General features: G+C 73.3%; 20 protein-coding genes. 11 read left to right on the top strand and 9 right to left on the bottom strand.

Annotation, left to right across the window (positions count from 1 at the left end):
- Positions 1–27: 27 nt before the first annotated feature.
- Positions 28–789, top strand: coding sequence for a PaaX family transcriptional regulator C-terminal domain-containing protein (locus tag AB0F01_RS24025; RefSeq protein WP_362099334.1), 762 nt, complete (start codon positions 28–30; stop codon positions 787–789).
- Positions 790–1,030: 241 nt separating this feature from the next.
- Here the strand turns inward: AB0F01_RS24025 and AB0F01_RS24030 are convergent, their stop codons facing one another.
- Positions 1,031–2,401, bottom strand: coding sequence for an FAD-dependent oxidoreductase (locus tag AB0F01_RS24030; RefSeq protein ID WP_362099337.1), 1,371 nt, complete (start codon positions 2,399–2,401; stop codon positions 1,031–1,033).
- Between the two features lie 376 nt (positions 2,402–2,777).
- On the opposite strand from AB0F01_RS24030, the gene AB0F01_RS24035 reads away from it, so the two are divergent.
- On the top strand, positions 2,778–3,239 hold the full coding sequence (locus AB0F01_RS24035) for a DUF6214 family protein (protein WP_362099340.1): 462 nt from the start codon (positions 2,778–2,780) through the stop codon (positions 3,237–3,239).
- 21 nt (positions 3,240–3,260) lie between these two features.
- Here AB0F01_RS24035 and AB0F01_RS24040 read toward each other — a convergent pair whose 3' ends face one another.
- On the bottom strand, positions 3,261–3,953 hold the full coding sequence (locus AB0F01_RS24040) for a DUF305 domain-containing protein (protein ID WP_362099417.1): 693 nt from the start codon (positions 3,951–3,953) through the stop codon (positions 3,261–3,263).
- Between the two features lie 200 nt (positions 3,954–4,153).
- Between AB0F01_RS24040 and AB0F01_RS24045 the strand changes: the two genes are divergently transcribed.
- On the top strand, positions 4,154–5,656 hold the full coding sequence (locus AB0F01_RS24045; RefSeq protein ID WP_362099342.1) for a hypothetical protein: 1,503 nt from the start codon (positions 4,154–4,156) through the stop codon (positions 5,654–5,656).
- On the opposite strand, the gene AB0F01_RS24050 is transcribed toward AB0F01_RS24045, so the two are convergent.
- The 5 genes from AB0F01_RS24050 to AB0F01_RS24070 all read right to left on the bottom strand — a co-directional run bounded on the left by AB0F01_RS24050 (position 5,644) and on the right by AB0F01_RS24070 (position 10,178).
- Positions 5,644–6,363 carry a helix-turn-helix domain-containing protein gene (locus tag AB0F01_RS24050; protein WP_362099345.1) on the bottom strand — a complete coding sequence of 240 codons (720 nt, stop codon included), beginning with the start codon at positions 6,361–6,363 and terminating at the stop codon, positions 5,644–5,646. The genes AB0F01_RS24045 and AB0F01_RS24050 overlap by 13 nt on opposite strands.
- Positions 6,364–6,571: 208 nt before the next feature.
- Complete coding sequence (locus tag AB0F01_RS24055) at positions 6,572–7,243, bottom strand: phosphatase PAP2 family protein (protein WP_362099347.1); 672 nt, start codon at positions 7,241–7,243, stop codon at positions 6,572–6,574.
- 67 nt (positions 7,244–7,310) lie between these two features.
- Complete coding sequence (locus tag AB0F01_RS24060; protein WP_362099350.1) at positions 7,311–8,252, bottom strand: M56 family metallopeptidase; 942 nt, start codon at positions 8,250–8,252, stop codon at positions 7,311–7,313.
- 135 nt (positions 8,253–8,387) lie between these two features.
- Positions 8,388–8,936 carry a DUF5134 domain-containing protein gene (locus tag AB0F01_RS24065; protein ID WP_362099353.1) on the bottom strand — a complete coding sequence of 183 codons (549 nt, stop codon included), beginning with the start codon at positions 8,934–8,936 and terminating at the stop codon, positions 8,388–8,390.
- An 849-nt stretch (positions 8,937–9,785) separates the two neighbouring features.
- The gene (locus AB0F01_RS24070; RefSeq protein WP_362099356.1) at positions 9,786–10,178 is read right to left on the bottom strand and encodes a VOC family protein; all 393 of its coding nucleotides are present in this window, start codon (positions 10,176–10,178) and stop codon (positions 9,786–9,788) included.
- 91 nt (positions 10,179–10,269) lie between these two features.
- Between AB0F01_RS24070 and AB0F01_RS24075 the strand changes: the two genes are divergently transcribed.
- Positions 10,270–10,812, top strand: a complete 543-nt coding sequence (locus tag AB0F01_RS24075; RefSeq protein ID WP_362099359.1) for a GNAT family N-acetyltransferase — start codon at positions 10,270–10,272, stop codon at positions 10,810–10,812.
- A 3-nt stretch (positions 10,813–10,815) separates the two neighbouring features.
- Here the strand turns inward: AB0F01_RS24075 and AB0F01_RS24080 are convergent, their stop codons facing one another.
- On the bottom strand, positions 10,816–11,502 hold the full coding sequence (locus tag AB0F01_RS24080; protein ID WP_362099362.1) for a glycerophosphodiester phosphodiesterase family protein: 687 nt from the start codon (positions 11,500–11,502) through the stop codon (positions 10,816–10,818).
- Positions 11,503–11,755: 253 nt separating this feature from the next.
- On the opposite strand from AB0F01_RS24080, the gene AB0F01_RS24085 reads away from it, so the two are divergent.
- From AB0F01_RS24085 to AB0F01_RS24095, 3 genes are read left to right on the top strand one after another with little or no spacing between them, the layout of a single operon-like run.
- Complete coding sequence (locus AB0F01_RS24085; RefSeq protein WP_362099363.1) at positions 11,756–13,153, top strand: DUF6421 family protein; 1,398 nt, start codon at positions 11,756–11,758, stop codon at positions 13,151–13,153.
- A gap of 38 nt (positions 13,154–13,191) precedes the next feature.
- Complete coding sequence (locus AB0F01_RS24090) at positions 13,192–13,938, top strand: SDR family NAD(P)-dependent oxidoreductase (protein ID WP_362099420.1); 747 nt, start codon at positions 13,192–13,194, stop codon at positions 13,936–13,938.
- A complete protein-coding gene (locus AB0F01_RS24095) occupies positions 13,935–15,008 on the top strand; it encodes a low specificity L-threonine aldolase (RefSeq protein ID WP_362099423.1) in 1,074 nt (357 codons plus the stop codon). Before AB0F01_RS24090 ends, AB0F01_RS24095 begins: the two co-directional genes overlap by 4 nt.
- Positions 15,009–15,134: 126 nt before the next feature.
- Here the strand turns inward: AB0F01_RS24095 and AB0F01_RS24100 are convergent, their stop codons facing one another.
- Complete coding sequence (locus AB0F01_RS24100) at positions 15,135–15,863, bottom strand: lysophospholipid acyltransferase family protein (protein ID WP_362099365.1); 729 nt, start codon at positions 15,861–15,863, stop codon at positions 15,135–15,137.
- Positions 15,864–16,250: 387 nt separating this feature from the next.
- On the opposite strand from AB0F01_RS24100, the gene AB0F01_RS24105 reads away from it, so the two are divergent.
- From AB0F01_RS24105 to AB0F01_RS24120, 4 genes are all read left to right on the top strand, one after another.
- Positions 16,251–16,556, top strand: coding sequence for a thioredoxin family protein (locus AB0F01_RS24105; RefSeq protein WP_362099426.1), 306 nt, complete (start codon positions 16,251–16,253; stop codon positions 16,554–16,556).
- A gap of 201 nt (positions 16,557–16,757) precedes the next feature.
- The gene (locus AB0F01_RS24110; protein ID WP_362099368.1) at positions 16,758–17,270 is read left to right on the top strand and encodes a flavin reductase family protein; all 513 of its coding nucleotides are present in this window, start codon (positions 16,758–16,760) and stop codon (positions 17,268–17,270) included.
- A 216-nt stretch (positions 17,271–17,486) separates the two neighbouring features.
- The gene (locus tag AB0F01_RS24115) at positions 17,487–18,275 is read left to right on the top strand and encodes an electron transfer flavoprotein subunit beta/FixA family protein (RefSeq protein WP_362099370.1); all 789 of its coding nucleotides are present in this window, start codon (positions 17,487–17,489) and stop codon (positions 18,273–18,275) included.
- 63 nt (positions 18,276–18,338) lie between these two features.
- Positions 18,339–19,301 (top strand): electron transfer flavoprotein subunit alpha/FixB family protein, encoded by a 963-nt coding sequence (locus AB0F01_RS24120; RefSeq protein WP_362099373.1) that lies wholly within the window; start codon positions 18,339–18,341, stop codon positions 19,299–19,301.
- The last annotated feature ends 18 nt before the right edge of the window (positions 19,302–19,319 follow it).

The following is a 19,319-nucleotide window of genomic DNA, read 5'->3' on the forward strand; positions in this document are numbered from 1 at the left end:
CCGTGCGGCGCCGTAGAGTACGCGGTCATGCGGACCCACGCCCCGGACCCGGCCGGAGACCTGCCGCCGCGGCTCCTGTCCGCGCGCTCGGTCGTCCTGAGCCTGCTCCTCGGTACCCACCCGCCGGAACTGCCGGCCCGCGACCTGGGGCGGCTGGTGGCGGGCTTCGGCGTCGGCGGCTCCACGCTGCGGGCGGCGCTCAGCCGCATGGTGGCCGCCGGCGACCTGCTGCGCACGGACACCGGCGGCTACCGGCTCAGTGACCGCCTGCTCGCCCGCCAGCGCCGCCAGGACGACGCCCTGCGGCCCCACACCCGCCCCTGGCACGGCGACTGGGTCATGGTCGTGGTCACGGCCACCGGCCGCGGACCCGCCGAACGCGCCGACCTGCGCACCCGGTTGACCGCCCTGCGCCTCGCCGAACTGCGCGAGGGCGTCTGGCTCCGCCCGGACAACCTCGTCCGCCCCCTGCCCGCGGAACTGGACGACGTGGCCGAACGCTGCACGGCCCGCCCCGCCCGTCCCGCGCCCGGCCTGGCGGCCGCGTTGTGGCCCCTGGACGCCTGGTCCCGCACCGCCCGGGCGCTCCTGGACCACATCGGCCGCGCCGACCGTCCGGCCGACCGTCTCGCCGCGTTCGCCGCCGTCGTCCGGCACCTGCTCACCGACCCCGTACTGCCCACGCCGCTCCTTCCCCCCGACTGGCCCGGAGGGACCCTGCGCGCCGCGTACACCGGCTACCAGCGGGAGCTGGCCGAGGAGGTGCGCGCCCGGGTGGGCGGGAGGTGAGGCGCGGGGGACGGCCCGTCACCCCCGTCACGGACGCCGTCCGCCACCCGCCTCGCCCGCCCCGTCCGCCGGGCCGCGACGGTCTGCCCGGTCCCCGGCTCCGCCGGAGGGGCCGTCCCCCGCCGGACGTGCGGGAGTGCGAGGGGACCCGGCCGCGGGGACACGGGCGCTCCCCGGCGCCGCGTGATCGCACGCCCCGCACTGTTCCCCGTACGCGCCCGGCGCCGGCCGGGCCGGCCGCTCACGGCCCGGCCGAGCGTGCCGCGGCCAGCAGGGAGTCCCAGTCCGGGAGCTTGACCACGTCGCGGCCCAGGGAGGCGCCGAGGGCCGCCTCGGCGCGCTCGATGGCCCGCCAGCCGGTCCAGGGAACCGGATCGACGCCGTCCGCCCGCAGGGCGGCGAGCGGATCCCCGGGCAGGTCGCGGTGTCCGAGCGCGGGGGCGTCCGCAAGGAGTGACATGACGGTCTCCTTGGCGCACGGCCGGTTGGTGCCGATGACGCCGGTCGGGCCGCGCTTGATCCAGCCGGCGACGTACTCGCCCGGTGCGACGGTCCCGTCCCGCAGCACCCGTCCCGCCCGGTGCGGGACCGTGCCGCTCGCCGGGTCGAACGGCAGCCCGTCCAGCGGCAGGCCGCGGTAGCCGACGGAGCGCAGCACCAGCTGGGCGCCGACGTCCTCGTAGCGGCCCGTACCGGTCACCCCGCCCCGCCCGTCCGGCACCGTCCGCTCCCAGCGCACCCCGGCCACCCGGCCGTCGCGGGCGAGGAGTTCGACCGGGCGGAGGTAGAAGCGCAGCCGGATGACGCGACGGGCCCGGGGCGCGGGAGCGGCGGCCCAGCCGCGCAGCACCTCCACGTTGCGGCGCTGCGCCGGCGGCAGGGCGGACGGGTCCGCGGAGGCCGGGTCCCGGGCCAGTTCCGCGGCGTCCACGGCGACGGCGGTGTCCGGCAGCGTGGTCAGCTCGCGCAGTTCCTTGGTGGTGAAGCGGGCCTGCGACGGCCCGCGCCGCCCCACCATGTGGATCTCGGTCACCGTGCTCGCCGCCAGGGCGGTGAGCGCCGAGTGCGGCACGTCGGTCCGGGTCAGCTCCGCCGCGCGCCGCGCCAGCATCCGGGTCACGTCCACGGCGACGTTGCCCACGCCGATGACGACGGCCGACCGCACACCGCGCAGGAAGCCGCCGTCCGCCGGGGAGCCGTCCGGGGCCCGCCCCGGAGCGTCCGGGTGGGCGCTGTACCAGGACACGAAGTCGGTCGCGGACCAGCTGCCCGGCAGGTCCTCACCGGGGATGCCGAGGCGCCGGTCGGTGGCGGCGCCCACGCAGTAGACCACCGCGTGGTACAGCTCCCGCAGCCGTGCGGCCGGCACCCCGCCGGGCCCGACCGGGACCGCGCCGAGGAAGCGCACCCGGTCGTGCTCCAGGACCGCGCGGAGGCTGTTCTGCAGCGACTTGATCTTCTCGTGGTCCGGCGCCACGCCGTACCGGACCAAGCCGTAGGGGCAGGGCAGGCGGTCCAGGACGTCGACCCGCACCCCCGGGTGCTGCTGGACGAGACCCTGGGCGGTGTAGCACCCGCTGGGTCCGGAACCGACGACGGCGACACGGAGCACGTGGAACTCCTCACCCGGGGCCTCGTGCGCGGATCACGCCGGGCTCGCGGGCCCGGCACCGCGCCTCGCCCCGTTGTCGTGGCCGGCCAGGGCGCCCCGCCCTGCCGTCTCTCCTGCACCGTGCGGGACGCGGCTTCGGACCCCGCTCCGCGCACCGCCCGCTCCCCGCACCGCCCGGTCCGGCACCGGAGCCCGGGGAGCCGCGGCCGAGTGCCGGTGGTTCCAGCATGGCACCGGGGCGGCTGAGCTGACAGGGTGCCGCGCGGTTCTCCCGGTGCGTGTTCGGCCGTATAAAAAGTGATCACGCGATTACGTTGTGTTTGTGCTTGAGGCCACTTTTCTTGCTCTTTGTGATCGTTCCCCGGAGGAAGGCGCGGTGTCCGTGTGGCCCGCGTGGGCGGTGCGGGAGGGGGAGCGCGCGACCCGCTGGTTCCACGTCCGGCTGGCGTTCACCGACGGCGCACGGGTCGAGGGGCTGGTCACGGTGTCCGAGGACGGGATGGGTGTGGAGGACCTCCGCGCCCGTCCCGCGCTCTCCCCGGACGACCTGGCGGCCTTCGCCGACTGGATCGAGGAGCCGCTGGCCCGGGCGTGCGGCGCCGTCACCCAGCCGCCCGACGGGAGCGTCGGCGGAGCGCGTCGGCGCCGCGCCGCCCCGCCGCGGGGCACCGAGGGGCGCCGGCTCGCGGCCCACGAGTACCGCGCCGCCCAGCGCGAGGGCGCCGACCCGGTGCTCGCCGTGATGGGGGCGACCGGGCACAGCCGGCGCGGTGCCCTGCGGCTCATCGGCCGGGCGCGCGACGCGGGGCTGCTGACCCCGCGCCACGCCCGGCGCTGAACCGGCCGGCCCGGGGGCCGCTCACAGCAGGGCGCGCATCCGCGTGATCTCGCTGGTCTGCTGGGCGACCACGTCGTCCGCCATCTCCTCGATCCGGATGTTGTTGCCCTGGGCCTTCACGTCCGTCGCCATGGTGATCGCCCCCTGGTGGTGGGTGATCATCAGGGTGAGGAACAACTGGTCGAAGGCCTTCCCCTCGGCCGCCCGCAGCTGCTTCAGCTGAGCCGGAGTGGCCATCCCCGGCATGGTCGCGTGGTCGTGGCCGGCCCCGTGTCCCGAGTCGTGGCCGGCGTCGGTCTCCGTCTTGCCGTGGGTCTTCAGCCAGCCCCGCATCGCCTCGATCTCCGGGCCCTGGGCGGCGGCGATCCGTTCCGCCAGCTTGACGATCCTGCCGGACTCGGCGCGGTCCGGGGCCAGTTCGGTCATCTCCAGGGCCTGGGCGTGGTGGGCGATCATCATCCGCGTGTAGGAGACGTCGGCCGCGTTGGGGGAGTCGTCCTCCGCGCGCCGCTCCGCGGCCTCTTCGGCGGACAGGGTGCGGTTCTCCCCTCCGGGTTCCCCCGGCGCGATGACCGAAGGGCCGGGCCTCGCGGCCGAGTCGCCGCCGCCCTCGGATCCGGAGTCGCAGGCGGCCAGGCCGAGGACGGCGAGGGCGGCGAGAACGGCCGGTCCCGCCAGAAAGGCGGGGGAGCGGGGCGGGCGGCGGAAGAGCACATCAACCTCCTGGGGCGGGGGTGTGGGCAGGAGCGCGCGGTGCTTCGTCGGCGTGCGTGGTCGCTCCGGCACGCTTCCACGTCTCACCGGACGGAAAACTCCACCGCGGCCCCGTCGCCCTCTTTTGATATGTGCATGGCTACAACGATACTGCCGGAGCGAAAACCGTTCCGCACGAACGGAACCAGGGAGGAATAACAGTGATCCTGTTGCCCCGATCCCGAACGCGCCGCAGACGTCTGGTCGTTGCCGCGGCGGCCGGCGGACTGCTGGCCGCACTCATGACCGCCGCCCCGGCCACCGCGATCCCCGACCCCGGGGACGGGCCGACCGCCCCGAAAGAGGTGTCGCAGAGCGACCGCGCCGAAGCGCGCACGGCCATCGAGAACGGCGAGATACCCGGCCAGGACGAGGTCGCCCACTCCCGCAACATGCGGCACGTGGCCAACATCCCCAAGGACGCGCTGTCCGGCACCAATTCGGACCTGGCCTTCCAGGGCCGGTACGCCTTCGCCGGGAACTACGACGGCTTCCGCATCTTCGACATCAGCAACCCCGCGAAGCCCAGGACGGTCGCCCAGGTCCTGTGCCCCGGTTCGCAGAACGACATCTCCGTCTCCGGCGACCTGCTGTTCCTGTCGACCGACTCCTCGCGCAGCGACAGCAGTTGCAACAGCACCACGCAGCCCGCGACGGAGAAGTCCTCGTGGGAGGGCATGAAGGTCTTCGACATCAGCGACAAGCGCAACCCGCGCTACGTCGCCGCGGTCGAGACCGCCTGCGGCTCGCACACCCACACCCTGGTGCCCGAGCGCCGCAACGTCTACGTCTACGTGTCCTCGTACTCGCCGAGCGCCTCCTACCCCGACTGCCAGCCGCCGCACGACGGCATCTCCGTGATCAAGGTGCCGCGCAAGGCCCCGCACAAGGCGGCGGTCGTCGGCTTCCCGGTGCTCTTCCCCGGTGAGGGTCCGGACGGCGGCGGCAACCCGGGCGCGCCCACCAACCCGGGTGTCTCCAAGACCACGGGCTGCCACGACATCACCGTGCTGCCCTCCGAGGACCTGGCGGCCGGTGCCTGCATGGGCGACGGCATCCTGTTCTCCATCCGCGACCCGGAGCGCCCCAAGGTGATCGACCGGGTCCAGGACAACGTCAACTTCGCGTTCTGGCACTCCGCGACCTTCAACCAGAAGGCGAACAAGGTCGTCTTCACCGACGAGCTGGGCGGCGGAGGCGGCGCCACCTGCAACGCGGAGGTCGGACCGCACCGGGGCGCCAACGGCATCTACGACATCAAGGGCAGGGGTGACCACCGCAAGCTGGTCTTCCGCAGCTACTTCAAGATCCCCCGGCACCAGGCGGACACCGAGAACTGCGTCGCCCACAACGGCTCGCTGATCCCCGTCAAGGGCCGCGACCTGATGGTCCAGGCCTGGTACCAGGGTGGCGTGTCGGTCTGGGACTTCACCAACTCCTCGAAGCCCAAGGAGATCGCCTGGTTCGAGCGGGGACCGCTGAACACCGACCGCCTCGTCACCGGCGGATCCTGGTCGGCGTACTACTACAACGGCCACATCTACTCGAACGACATCGCCAAGGGCCTGGACGTCCTGCGGATCGACGACCGGCGCACCGATCCGGCCCGCCGGATCCACCTGCGCGAGCTCAACGTGCAGACGCAGCCGGACTACTTCGACTGACCCTCCGGCCCGGCAGTACGGCCGTGCGGCACCGGGCACCCGGGCGCCGGCCCGGTCGCGAAGAACCGTGACAGGTCCGTCCGGCCCGGACCACGCGTCCCGTCGGGTGCCTCGGTGCCCGGCGGGACGCCCATCTCCCAGTCGAGCCGGTAACGCTTGAACAACTCCGCACGCAGCACCGGGACCTCCATCGGCGCCCCCGGCATCAGGGCCGCGAACACGGCGCCCATCAGCAGCGCGCGCAGCATCGGGTAGTCGGTCCCGACGTCGGACGACCCGTGCCGCGCCACGGTGTCGCTGAGCAGTTCCGCCAGCCGCCGCTGTTCGGGACAGGGCACGAACCCTTCGGCCTGCAGCAGGCCGGCCATGTGCTGGCGCATGAGGACCGGCCTCTCCCGCGCCAGGCCCAGGATCGCGTCGATGGCCCGCGCCATCCGCTCCCGCCCGTCCTCGGTGCGCGGCTCCCGCTCCAGGGCCTCCTCCAGCGTGCGGTGCATCAGCCGGTGCACCGCGGACTGCACGAGGGTGCGCTTGCCGGGGAAGTAGTAGGAGACCAGACCGCGTGCGGTGCCCGCCCGGTCCGCTATGTCGCCGAGGGTCGTCGCCTCGTAGCCTCGCTCGCCCACCACCTCGACGGCGGCCTGCAGAAGCCGCTCCTTCGAACGCCTTCGCAACTCTTCATTGACCGAGGCGCTGCGCGGGGACATGCTTGACTCCTGCGTTGACTGGCTGGCAGCCAACTATACTCAGCGCGTCCGGTCCGGCCCTACGGGGCCCTGTTCCGGCTGCCGTCTTCTCGGGCGACGCGGGGGATCGCCCGAGGGGACGGCGTTTCTCCTGGTCCGCCGCGCCTCGCGCCGGACGCACCGGCCTCGTGGGAGACGGATGGGAGGCGTTCCGGCCGGCCCGCCCGCCTCAGGGGCGCCGCAGACGGTGCACCCACACCGCCGTGGCCACCACGGAGGCGCCCAGGAGCCAGCCGCCGAGGACGTCCGTGGGCCAGTGGACGCCCAGCCAGATCCGGGTGAGACCGACCCCCACGAGGGAGACGGCCGTCACCGCCACCGCCGTGCGCCACACCGCCGGGGCCGCGCCGCGGCGGTGCAGCAGCCACAGCAGCAGCCCCAGGACGACGGTCGCGGTCATGGCGTGACCCGAGGGGAACGCGGCGTAGTGCGCGGAGTCGACGGGGTCCGGCCAGACCGGGCGGGCCCGGTCCACCGCCGCCTTCAGGCCCTGCTGCAGCGCCGCGGCCAGGGCCACCGTCAGCACCAGCCACACCGCCGTCCAGCGGGCCGCGTACCGCCACACCAGCACCACCGCGACCACCCCGCACAGCACCCGCATGGTCAGCGGATCCCAGACCCAGTCGGTGAGGATCCGCGCCGCCCGTGTCAGTCCGGGTTCCGCGACGGCCCAGCGGTGGGTGGTGCCGGACACGCCGCGGTCCAGCTCCACCAGCGGCTGCCACCGGACGGCGACCAGGACCAGCAGGAGTGCCGAGCCGAGGGCCAGGATGCCGGCGGACCGGGCGGCCGGCCGGGGGTCCGGCGGGGCGGGCGGTGAGTCCACGGGTGAGGGGTGCATGGGGTGATCCTTGCCGACCTGGGGGCCCTGGGGCCGCATGCGGTGCTGCCCCGCGTGGCCCCCTGGACTACCCCAGTGCCCGCAGTCCCGGCATGAATGCCAGCAGCACCGGGACCACCGGCACCAGCGACGCGGCGGCCGTCAGCCGCAGCCTGCGGCCCGCCGTGAGCCGGTCCGGGGGCGCCAGGAGCCGGTGCACCCGTGCGCGGACCTGCGCGTGCGGAGTCGGGCAGGGGCCGAACACCCCACGGTCCTCGTTGAGTTCCACCAGGGCCAGGGCGGTCGTGAGGCGGCCGAAGCGCCGGGAGGCCACGTCGTCGGCGGCGAGTTCCACCAGCCGGTGCATCTCGTCGCGGAACGCCGCGAACACCGGCACCTGCGGGAACCCCGACGCCAGCGCGCCGGAGCAGTTCAGCAGCCAGTCGTGCCGGGCGCGGGCGTGCCCCCGCTCGTGGGCCAGGACGGCGTCCAGCTGGCGCCCCTTCAGACGGCGCAGCGCGGCCGTGGTGACGACCAGTCGGGGCGGCGTCCCGGGCAGCCACCAGGCGTCCGGCCGCTCGCCCTCCAGCACCACCAGCCGGTCCCCCCTGCCGCCCGGCTCCTCGCCCGGCAGCAGCGGGGCCCGCATCACCAGTTCGGCCCGCCGGGCCCGCCGCCGGGCCCGCGCGCGCACGACCTCCCGTACGAGCATGGCCGCGCTCCACAGGCCGCCGCACGCCAGGACCACGGCCGTGGCCGCCGCGACCGGTCCGGCCGTGCCGAGGGCGTACGCCTCCACGACGGCGCCGGGCGCGGTGGCGAAGACGGAACCGCCCACCGCCTGCCAGGCAGCCGCCGCGCTGAAGGTCATCGACAGGGCGCAGCACACCAGGACGGCCGCGACCACGCACTGCCACATCCACAGCGCCACCACCGGTTCCCGGTCCGGCCAGTCGGCCCGGGCGAGCAGCCGGGGTCCTGCCACGGCGGTCAGCACGCCGAGCACCAGCAGGGCCGCGGGGAGCATCATGGGCCCAGCGTAGGACGCGGCCCGGTCCGGTGGGTACGGGCCGCCCGGGGAAGTGACGCAGGCAACGGCCCTCCCGTCCCGCTCGCAAGGCGGGGGCGGGACGCGGTGGTTGGCCGGTCCGAGCCGGAGCGCGCCTCACATCATGAGCAGCATGGCCACCATCGCCATGCCCATGGAGAGCCGGCAGGCCCGGGCCACCTCCGGCCGGTCGCCCCAGCCGGGGCCCGGCGGCCCCGCCCCCGCGGCGGCCGGCACCGGTATCAGCCGGACGCCCGTGGCCAGCACGTAGACGGTGAAGTAGAGCAGCAGGGCCCCGGTCAGCAGCGGCAGGCCCGCGCCGCCGGGCCGGTGGCCGCCCGGGGAGGCGGCCATCGCCACCGACATGTGCACCATCGCCCCCGCCCCCACCAGGTGGTGCAGGTGACGCACGCTCGCACGGGCCGCCCACAGCGCGTGCAGCCCGGTCGCCCCGAACAGCACCGCAAACGCGGGCCACGCCCAGGACGGCGGCGTGAACGCCGTGGCGGGCACGGCCATGGCGGCCATGCCGAACCCCATCACCGCCTCCCCGCCGGCGGCGCGCCGCTGCTCCTCGACCCCGCTGCGCATCCGCAGCAGGCAGTACGCGCCGGTCGCCGCGCAGAGCGCGACCAGCAGCCAGCCGGACGACGCCGGTCCGTGCACGCGAACCTCCCCTCGGCCCGCCGGCGGCCCCGTGGTCGGCCGGACGGTCGGTCAAGGGATGCCCGGGGCCCGTGCGCCGCACGCGAGCGCACGGGTGTACACGGGGAGCGTGCGGGGAGCGTCGCAGGTCCCCGCGCGTATGTCACGAGTGAAATACGTGCTGCCGTGGTCCCTCACGAGCAGTGCGCCCCCTGCTCCGACCGCCCCCGGACCTCCGTCCCCCGCACCGCTCCTCTCTCCCGGTCGCGGGCGGGCCGCGACCCGGCCGCCCCTCCGGGATCAGCGCACCGGCGCCCGGTCGCCCAGCGGGTGGTCGACAGCCTCGTGGGCGCCCTGGCAGGCCGAGGACGCCCCCCGCGCCGGGCGGGCCTGACCCGCCCGGAGTTCGACCTGCTGGGCTCCCCGCGCCGCACCGGTCGCGAGCCGCCCCCGGGGGATGTGGCCCGCGAGACCTGGCCCGCGCGACCTTCTCCTCGGGGACCGCCGTCGCCCAGCGCCTCGAGCAGCTCACGGAGCGCCGGTCTGGTCGAACGCCGCGGCCACACCCGCGACCGCCGCGTCACCCACGCCCGGCCCTCCGGGTCGGGGGCGCGACCTCGCCGACGGGATCCTGCCGGTTCAGCTCGCCCACGGGAGCGCCGTGCTGTCCGAGCCGGACGGACCGGACCGGACCGCGGCGAGCTACCCACACTCCTCGGCGCCCTGCGGGACCGGCTGGAGGTACGCCTGGGCGCGCGCTGCGGGCGTGACCCGGGCGCACCGGCACGCGAGCCGCCCGGCCGACGCGTCGCGGTCGGCCCCGGTCCCGCCGGGCGTGCCCCGCGCGGGCGCCGGAGGCGGCCGGACGGGTCAGATGCCCGGCCGATGGCGCAGCGGGTGGTCGGCGGGTGTCTCGACCAGGACGATCGGTGTGCCGTCCGGGTCGGCGATCCACATCTCGATCAGCCCCCACGGCTCGCGCACGGGGGACCGGACGATCTCCACGCCCCGCTCCCGCAGCTCCTCGTGCGCCGCGGCGACGTCCGCGACCTGGAGCCACAGCCGTACCGACGGGGACGGCGGGGCGTCCGAGCGGCCGGACAGCTCGAGGAAGCCGCCGCCGAGGAAGTACACGGTGCCCCGCTCCGGACCGGTGCCGAACTCGCGGTACACCGCGAGTCCCAGCTCCTCGCCGTAGAAGGTCCGCGACCGCTCGGGGTCGGAGGGACGGATCAGGACGCGGCTGCCCAGTACGTGCACCATGCGGCCGAGGGTAGTGCCCGCGCTACGCTCGACCCCGGCCGAGCCGCACCCCGGTGCGGCGAAGACGCGCACAGCACCCGGAGAAGCACCCATGGAATCCGTCGCAGCAGCTCCCCTGACCTACCGTGACGCCACCGAGGCCGACGTGGACGACCTCGTCGCGCTGATCGAGTCCGCCTACCGGGGCGACGCCAGCCGGGCCGGCTGGACCACGGAGGCGGACATCCTGGGCGGGCAGCGCACGGACCCGGAGGGCGTGCTGGAGGTCGTCCGGGACCCGGACAGCCGGCTGCTGGCCGTGGAGCGGGAGGGCCGCATCATCGCCTGCTGCCAGCTGGAGCACCGCGGCGGGCACGCCTACTTCGGGATGTTCGCGGTCAGCCCGGCGCTCCAGGGCGCCGGGCTCGGCAGGACGATCATCGAGGAGGCCGAGCGGCAGGCGCGCGACACCTGGGGCGTGCGCGAGATGCACATGACCGTGATCACCGCGCGGGAGGAGCTGATCGCCTGGTACGAGCGGCGCGGCTACCGCCGTACCGGACGGACCAGCCCCTTCCCGTACGGCGACGAGCGCTTCGGCATCCCGCGCCGCCCCGACCTTCGGTTCGAGCTGCTGGTCAAGGAACTGGCCTGAGCCTCACGCGGTGAACCGGCCGGTGCGCTTGATCTCGGGGTAGTCGGTGGTCGCGCCGTCCAGGCCCAGGGCGCGCACCAGCCGGAGGTGGTCCTGGGTGTTCACCACCCATCCGATGATCCGCAGATCCGCCTTGCGCGCGTGCTCCACGATCTCCAGGGTGAGCCGGCGGATGTTGAGGCACACGGTCGAGGCACCGGCCTCCACGGCCCGGTCGACGACGTCCGTGCCGATGGGGCGGCTGGCCACCAGCGCGGTGCGGACGCCGGGCACCAGCCGCGCGATCTCGGCGATCGCGTCGTCGTGGAACGAGGCCACCTCGACGCGGTCGGCCAGGTTCCGCTCGTTGATCACCTCGGCCAGGGCGCGGGCCGCCCGGACGTCCTTGATCTCCGCCTGGAGCGGTGTCCGGACGGCGTCGAGCACCTCGTCGAAGGTGGGGATCCGCTCGCCGCCCCCGGCGTCGAGGGCGCGCAGTTCGGCGAGGGTCTGGTCGGCGATCGCGCCGGTGCCGTCCGTGGTGCGGTCGACGTCCGGGTCGTGCATGACGACGAGGACGCCGTCCTTGCTCAGGTGCAGGTCCAGTTCGATGACGTCGAGGCCCGCCTCCTGGGCGGCGACGAAGGACCGGAGGGTGTTCTCGGGCTCGACACCCATGACTCCGCGATGACCGATGGTGAGGAAGTTCAAGACTGGACTCGCTTCCGTCGACGGCGGCGGGGGGCCGCGTCCCTACGGCCCTCCTGGACCGTATCGCCTGTGCCCGTCGCGTCCAGATGCTGAACCCTCTTCGGTCACAGCGTCGCCCACACGCGTGATCGACAGGAAAAAGTGCGGTGAAGCGGGGGGTGGGGCAGGATAACTTCCGGGGTGACCCCTTGCTGAGTGAAACCTTGTATGTATACGGTCGTCGTACGCTAGGTTCTCCCGTGGAGTGTGGACGATGACGGAAATTCTTGTGCAGGTGGGTGCGGAGGAGAAGGTTCCTTCGACGGACAGGGTGGTCGACCACCCGGCGTGGCCCGTGCTCAAGGATGCCGTGGAACGGATCCGGCCCTGGCAGTCCAAGGACGGCTCGATCGACTTCGACGCCGAGGGTGCCCCGGACCGTTCCGACGCGGCGAGCGCGGTGAGCGAGGTGGCCGAGGCCGTGCGGCAGCTGTCGCCGCTGCTCCCGCACGACCGCGCCTACCACGAGGCCCTGGTCCAGGACCTGGTCCGCTGGGCCGAGGGCGGCTTCCAGGTGCCCGACTTCCTCGACTCGCTGATGGCCTTCCAGCCCGCCGAGCAGCGCGAGGACGGCCGCCAGCACCTGGTCGTCTTCCCCATGTACACCCAGAACGGCAACCCGGACCGCAACCTGGAGGCGGTCGTGCTGCGCATGGTCTGGCCCGACTGGCTGGCCGAGCTGGAGCGCACCCGCTACGACAACCCGCTGTTCTGCGGCATCACCTTCGAGGACTTCACCTCGGGCTACGACACCAACTCCGCGGTCCTCTTCCCGGAGACCATCGCCGTGCGCGAGGCCCCGGAGCGCTTCACCTGGGGCGGCATCTTCTGCGACCGCGAGGCGGCCCGCTTCCGCCGCGTCACCGCCGCCGCCGTCGACATCCTGGGCCTGGAACTGCCCGAGGACGTCGCCGCCATGGTCCACGACCAGAAGCGCTGCGAGGAGGCGTTCGTCCTGTGGGACATGGTCCACGACCGCACCCACAGCCACGGCGACCTGCCGTTCGACCCCTTCATGATCAAGCAGCGCCAGCCGTTCTGGATGTACGGCCTGGAGGAGCTGCGCTGCGACCTCACCGCCTTCAAGGAGGCCGTCAAGCTGGCCGGTGAGGGCGTCCCGCAGGCCCGCGACGTGCAGGTCGCGGTCCTCTTCGACCGCATGTTCCGCTTCCCCGTCACCGGCGAGCGGGTCCGCAACTACGACGGCCTCGGCGGCCAGCTGCTCTTCGCCTACCTGCACAAGCACGACGTGGTCCGCTGGACCGACAACAAGCTCACCATCGACTGGGAACGCGCCCCCGAGGTCACCAACCGGCTCTGTGCCGAGATCGAGAAGCTGTACCGCGACGGCATCGACCGCCCCAAGCTGGTCCACTGGTTCGCGGGCTACGAACTGGTCTCCACCTACCTCTCCCCGCACCCCGGCTCCACCTGGGCCAAGGGCCCCGACGCCCTGGACCTGACGCAGCCGCCGCGCAAGCTCGTCGACGACGTGCTGCCCGACGAGTTTCCGCTGAGCATGTTCTATGAGGCACTGTCCAAGAAGCTGAAGCACGTGATCGCCTCGATCAAGGGCATCACGGCGGACAGCGCCGAGCGGGTCGCCGCGTGAGCGATCTCGTTCACACCACTGCTCAGGAGGCGAGGAACATGGGGCACGGGGCGCTCGACGGAGCGGTGATCGCGGTGGCCGGCGCGGGGGGACCCGCGGGTCGGGCGACACTGCTCAGGCTGGCCGAGGCGGGAGCGACCGTCGTCGGCTCGGACAACGATCCGGAACGACTGGCGGAGGCGGTCGACGCGGCGCGCTACGCGCACGGCGGCGCCACCGTCACCGGCGACACGGTCGACCTGCTCGACCTGGACTCCACCCGCGAGTGGGCGGCCCGCACCGAGAAGGAGTTCGGCCGGGTCGACGGACTGGTCCACCTCGTCGGCGGCTGGCGGGGCAGCGAGACCTTCACCAAGACCAGCCTGGACGACTGGGACTTCCTGGAACTGCTGCTGGTGCGCACCGTGCAGCACACCACCCTCGCCTTCCACGAGGCGCTGCAGCGCAGCGACCGCGGCCGGTACCTGCTGATCAGCGCGGCGGGCGCGACGAAGCCCACCGCCGGCAACGCCGCCTACGCGGCGGGCAAGGCCGCGGCCGAGGCGTGGACCCTGGCCATGGCCGACTACTTCCGCAAGGCCGGGGGCGAGCAGGGGCCGACCTCGGCGGCTGCCATCCTGGTCGTGAAGGCGTTGGTGCACGACGCGATGCGCGCCGACCGCCCCAACGCGAAGTTCGCGGGCTTCACGGACGTCAAGGACCTGGCCGAGGCCATCGTCGGGGTCTGGGAGAAGCCCGCCGCGGAAGTGAACGGAAACCGTCTGTGGCTGACCGAGAAGCCGTGAACCCGCCGAGGACCGACGCGCGTCGTCATCACGACCCGGACGTCCGCGGCTTCGCCAGCGACAACTACGCCGGGGCCCACCCGGAGGTGCTCGCCGCCCTGGCCCTGGCCAACGGCGGGCACCAGGTCGCCTACGGCGAGGACGCCTACACCGAGAACCTCCAACAGGTCGTCCGCAGCCACTTCGGCCCCACCGCCGAGGCGTTCCCGGTCTTCAACGGGACCGGCGCCAACGTGGTCGCCCTCCAGGCGGTCACCGACCGCTGGGGCGCGGTGATCTGCGCCGAGAGCGCCCACATCAACGTGGACGAGGGCGGCGCCCCGGAACGGGTCGGCGGCATCAAGCTGCTCACCGTGCCGACCCCGGACGGCAAGCTCACCCCCGAGCTGATCGACCGGCAGGCGTACGGCTGGGACGACGAGCACCGCGCCATGCCGCAGGTGGTCTCCATCGCCCAGGCCACCGAACTGGGCACGGTGTACACCCCGGACGAGATCCGGGCCATCTGCGAGCACGCGCACGCGCACGGCATGAAGGTGCACGTCGACGGCTCCCGGCTGGCCAACGCCGCCGCCACGCTGGACGTGCCCCTGCGCACCTTCACCAACGCGGTCGGCGTCGACCTGCTCTCGCTCGGCGGCACCAAGAACGGCGCCCTGTTCGGCGAGGCCGTCGTCGTGCTGGAGCCGGACGGCATCCGGCACATGAAGCACCTGCGCAAGCTGTCCATGCAGCTGGCGTCCAAGATGCGCTTCGTGTCGGTGCAGTTGGAGGCCCTGCTGGCCCGGGACCTGTGGCTGCGCAACGCCCGGCACGCCAACGAGATGGCCCAGCGCCTCGCCGAGGGGGTGCGCGCGGTGCACGGTGTGGAGATCCTCCACCCGGTGCAGGCCAACGCGGTCTTCGCGCGCCTGCCGCACGAGGTGAGCCGGCGGCTCCAGCAGCGGTTCCGCTTCTACTTCTGGGACGAGGCCGCCGGCGACGTGCGCTGGATGTGCGCCTTCGACACGACCGAGGACGACGTGGACACCTTCGTCGCGGCGCTCAAGGAGGAGATGGCCCGCGCGTAGCGGGACCGCCAGAACGCGTGAGCGGCCGGCCGGGGACCACGGGGTCACCGGCCGGCCGCCGTGTCGGGGCCGGCGCGACCGGCGGGCCGCACCGCGGCCCCGGGAGGGCCGGGGCGCGGCCGGGTGTCAGCGGGCCTCGGCGGCGCGGACCTGCTCCGGGGTCGGCGCGGTGCCGCCCAGGTGGGCGGGCATCCACCAGGTGTCCTCGGGGCCCTTCGGACGCACCGGGTAGGCGCGCTGCGCGGCCTCCAGGAGCTCCTGGACCCGCTCGCGCAGCTGGCGGGTGATGGCGCCCGCGTACTTGTCCCTGGACGCCTCCAGGGCCTCGCCCACGCGGATGGTGATCGGGATGTGGCTGCGCTTGAAGTTGCGCGGGTGGCCCTTGGTCCACAGGCGCTGCGTGCCCCACACCGCCATGGGGACCAGCGGCACCCCTGCCTCCTGGGCGAGGCGCGCGGCACCCGACTTGAAGCTCTTGAGGGTGAAGGACGGGGAGATGGTCGCCTCGGGGAAGACGCCGACGATCTCGCCCGAGCGCAGCGAGTCGAGCGCGTGCGCGTAGGCGGCGTCACCCTGCGCGCGGTCCACCGGGATGTGCTTCATGCCGCGCATCAGGGGACCGGAGACGCGGTGGCGGAAGACGGACTCCTTCGCCATGAAGCGCACCAGCCGCTTCTGCGGCAGCGCGGCCAGGCCGTTGAAGACGAAATCCAGGTAGCTGATGTGGTTGCTCACCAGCACCGCTCCGCCCGAGCGCGGGATGTTCTCCGAACCGCGGCAGTCGATCTTCAGGTCCCACACCTTGAACAGTGTCTGGGCGAAACCGATCACGGGACGATAGACGAGTTCTGCCATGAGCGGGGTGGAAACCTTCCGTCTCTGCCTGGGAAGGAGGGATCCCAGTCGAAGTTACGCAGCCGTAGGTTTACGGCTTGTGGCTGATGGTGCCCCAAGAAGCGCCCTCGAACCAGCCCTCGTGCCTGCTTGCCGCGAGATTCTCGTCACGTCGACGCCCTGATCCACCTCCTGCTTTTGCGCTGCCGTTACCTCCCGGGCGCCCCCGCCGCTCTCCGGAGGGCGGGCCCGCGGGAATCATCGTGCCCCCGCGGACGCTGCAGACAGTGACGACGTCCGAGGTGCCGCGCCGGCGGCGGAGGAGGGAACGATCAGGTGCCTGAGCGGGAGCGGGGCGTCGACGGGCGGCCCCGAAGCACCGGAACGGGACCGCCCTGGGGCACGGAGATCGGCGCGCGCCTCGGCGGGCGGGCCACCCTGGTGCAGTTCTCCAGCGCGTTCTGCGCCCCCTGCCGCGCGACCCGCCGGATCCTCGCCGAGGTGGCCGGGATGGTCCCGGGGGTGACACACGTGGAGATCGACGCCGAGGCGCACCTGGGCCTCGTCCGCCGGCTGGAGATCGTCCGCACCCCCACCGTGCTGGTCCTCGACGCGGACGGCCGCGAAGTGCGCCGGGCCGCCGGACAGCCGCGGACGGCCGACGTGATCGCCGCCCTGGGGGAGGCCGTCGGCGGCCGGGACGACGCCTCGTGACGCATCTCCCAGAACTCCGGACCGACTTGACTGTGTGTGCCACCTATCGTCAGCCTGACATCATGTCGGAACTCCTTCAGCCCAGGTGGGTACCCGGCGGTCCGGCGACCCCCGGACGCGTCGAACCGCCGCGCGGGACGGCCCGGTGAACAGCCGCGCTCCCTCGCCACGCCCCGGTCCCCACCCGCAGAAGGACGGTTCATGACGGCCCCCTCCGACCTCCGCACCACCGCGCTGCCCGGCTCGCCCGACCTGCTGCGCTCCGTCTTCCGCAAGCACGCCGCGGGCGTCGCGGTGATCACCGCGCGGGGCAGCCGGGGGCCGGTCGGCTTCACCGCCACCTCGGTGGCGTCGGTCTCCGCCGACCCGCCGATGCTCTCGTTCGGGGTCGGCACCGGTGGGTCGACCTGGCCCGCGATCGCGGCCGGCGACCACGTCGGGGTCCACCTCCTCGGCGAGCACCAGCGGGAGCTGGCCGCCACCTTCGCGCGCAGCGGCGCCGACCGCTTCGGCCCGGCCACCGCCTGGCGGGACGGGCCGGAGGGCGTACCGCTGCTGGACGGCGTGCTCGCCTGGACGGTGTGCCGCGTGGTGGCCCGGGTCCCGGCGGGGGACCACCGCATCGTGCTGGCGGAGGTGCTGCTGGGCGACCCGGCGGGCTCCGGCCGGCCGCTGCTGTACCACCAGGGCCGCTTCACGGGGCTGCGCGACTGAGCCGGGCCTCCCGCGCTGCGCGGTGGTCCGGTTCCGGTTACGCTGCGTTGCGAAGGTCACAGTTCAAAGCGCTTGCTTAGCGGGAACGAACTGGGTGTACTGACGAGTAATATTTCGTTCGGAGCGTGGGTCGCCCCGACCGGGATCGGCCGCTTCAGGCGCCTATGCTGCCTGCAGGCAGGCAGCCAGAAATGTCGATGCAGTAGGAGAGCCGGCGTGAGCTTGAGGATCGTTGTCACTGTGAAGTACGTGCCCGACGCCACTGGCGACCGGCACTTCGCCGATGACCTGACCGTCGACCGCGACGATGTCGACGGTCTGCTCTCCGAGCTGGACGAGTACGCGGTCGAGCAGGCGCTGCAGATCTCGGAGAACTCCGACGACGACGTGGAAGTCACCGTGCTGACGGTGGGTCCGGAGGACGCGAAGGACGCGCTGCGCAAGGCGTTGTCGATGGGCGCGGACAAGGCGATCCACGTCGAGGACGACGATCTGCACGGCACCGACGCCATCGGCACCTCGCTGGTGCTGGCCAAGGCCGTGGAGAAGGCGGGTTACGACCTGGTCATCTCCGGCATGGCCTCCACCGACGGTGTGATGGGTGTGGTCCCGGCGCTGCTGGCGGAGCGTCTGGGTGTGCCGCAGGTGACGCTGCTGTCGGAGGTGTCGGTCGAGGGCGGCACGGTCAGGGGCCGTCGTGACGGTGACGCGGCCTCGGAGCAGCTGGAGGCGTCGCTGCCGGCGGTGGTGTCGGTGACCGACCAGTCCGGTGAGGCCCGCTACCCGTCCTTCAAGGGCATCATGGCGGCCAAGAAGAAGCCGGTCGAGTCCTGGGACCTGTCCGACCTGGACATCGACGAGGACGAGGTCGGCCTGGAGAACGCCTACACGGTGGTGGAGTCGGCCACCGAGCGTCCGGCCCGTACCGCGGGCACGATCGTCAAGGACGAGGGCGAGGGCGGCAAGCAGCTCGCCGAGTTCCTCGCGAGCCAGAAGTTCGTCTGAGCCGCACGGCTCGGCTCGCTTCCCGCCCCCTTCACACTTCGCAAGCAGGAGAGAAGAAGTCCCATGGCTGAAGTTCTCGTCTACGTCGATCACGTGGACGGTGCCGTCCGCAAGCCGACCCTGGAGCTGTTGACACTGGCCCGCCGGATCGGTGAGCCGGTCGCGGTCGCGCTGGGCAACGGCGCCGCCGACACCGCCGCCACGCTGGCCGAGCACGGTGCGGTCAAGGTACTGACCCACGAGGCCGCCGAGTACGCCGACTACCTGGTGGTGCCGAAGGTGGACGCCCTCCAGGCCGCCCACGCGGCCGTGTCCCCGGTCGCGGTGCTGGTGTCGTCCTCCACCGACGGCAAGGAGATCGCCGCCCGTCTGGCGCTGCGCCTGGGCTCGGGCATCATCACCGACGCCGTCGACCTGGAGGCCGGTGACGAGGGTCCGGTGGCGACGCAGTCGGTGTTCGCCGCCTCGTACACGACCAAGTCCCGTGTTTCCAAGGGCACTCCGGTCATCACGGTGAAGCCCAACAGTGCGGCTGTGGAGGCGGCTCCGGCCGCGGGCGCGGTGGAGGCGCTGGAGGTGTCCTTCTCCGCGCAGGCGACGGGGACGAAGGTCACCGGGCGTACGCCGCGTGAGTCGACGGGCCGTCCGGAGCTGACCGAGGCCGCGATCGTGGTCTCCGGTGGCCGCGGTGTCAACGGCGCGGAGAACTTCGCGGTGATCGAGGCGCTGGCGGACCAGCTCGGTGCGGCCGTGGGTGCCTCGCGTGCCGCGGTGGACGCGGGCTGGTACCCGCACACCAACCAGGTCGGCCAGACCGGCAAGAGCGTCTCGCCGCAGCTGTACATCGCCGCCGGTATCTCGGGTGCGATCCAGCACCGGGCGGGCATGCAGACCTCGAAGACCATCGTGGCCGTCAACAAGGACGCCGAGGCCCCGATCTTCGAGCTGGTCGACTACGGCGTGGTCGGCGACCTCTTCGACGTCGTCCCCCAGCTCACCGAGGAGATCAAGACCCGCAAGGGCTGATCACCCCTCACCCCCGCC

Source organism: Streptomyces sp. NPDC029526 (genome assembly GCF_040637405.1).
Lineage (GTDB): Bacteria > Actinomycetota > Actinomycetes > Streptomycetales > Streptomycetaceae > Streptomyces.

Excerpts from the sequence above, each read along its gene's own strand:
- AB0F01_RS24050 (WP_362099345.1), bottom strand. The coding sequence starts at position 6,363 with ATGTCCCCGCGCAGCGCCTCGGTCAATGAAGAGTTGCGAAGGCGTTCG.
- AB0F01_RS24070 (WP_362099356.1), bottom strand. The coding sequence starts at position 10,178 with ATGGTGCACGTACTGGGCAGCCGCGTCCTGATCCGTCCCTCCGACCCC.
- AB0F01_RS24075 (WP_362099359.1), top strand. The coding sequence starts at position 10,270 with ATGGAATCCGTCGCAGCAGCTCCCCTGACCTACCGTGACGCCACCGAG.
- AB0F01_RS24085 (WP_362099363.1), top strand. The coding sequence starts at position 11,756 with ATGACGGAAATTCTTGTGCAGGTGGGTGCGGAGGAGAAGGTTCCTTCG.
- AB0F01_RS24090 (WP_362099420.1), top strand. The coding sequence starts at position 13,192 with ATGGGGCACGGGGCGCTCGACGGAGCGGTGATCGCGGTGGCCGGCGCG.
- AB0F01_RS24055 (WP_362099347.1), bottom strand. The coding sequence starts at position 7,243 with ATGCACCCCTCACCCGTGGACTCACCGCCCGCCCCGCCGGACCCCCGG.
- AB0F01_RS24120 (WP_362099373.1), top strand. The coding sequence starts at position 18,339 with ATGGCTGAAGTTCTCGTCTACGTCGATCACGTGGACGGTGCCGTCCGC.
- AB0F01_RS24100 (WP_362099365.1), bottom strand. The coding sequence starts at position 15,863 with ATGGCAGAACTCGTCTATCGTCCCGTGATCGGTTTCGCCCAGACACTG.
- AB0F01_RS24110 (WP_362099368.1), top strand. The coding sequence starts at position 16,758 with ATGACGGCCCCCTCCGACCTCCGCACCACCGCGCTGCCCGGCTCGCCC.
- AB0F01_RS24060 (WP_362099350.1), bottom strand. The coding sequence starts at position 8,252 with ATGATGCTCCCCGCGGCCCTGCTGGTGCTCGGCGTGCTGACCGCCGTG.
- AB0F01_RS24025 (WP_362099334.1), top strand. The coding sequence starts at position 28 with ATGCGGACCCACGCCCCGGACCCGGCCGGAGACCTGCCGCCGCGGCTC.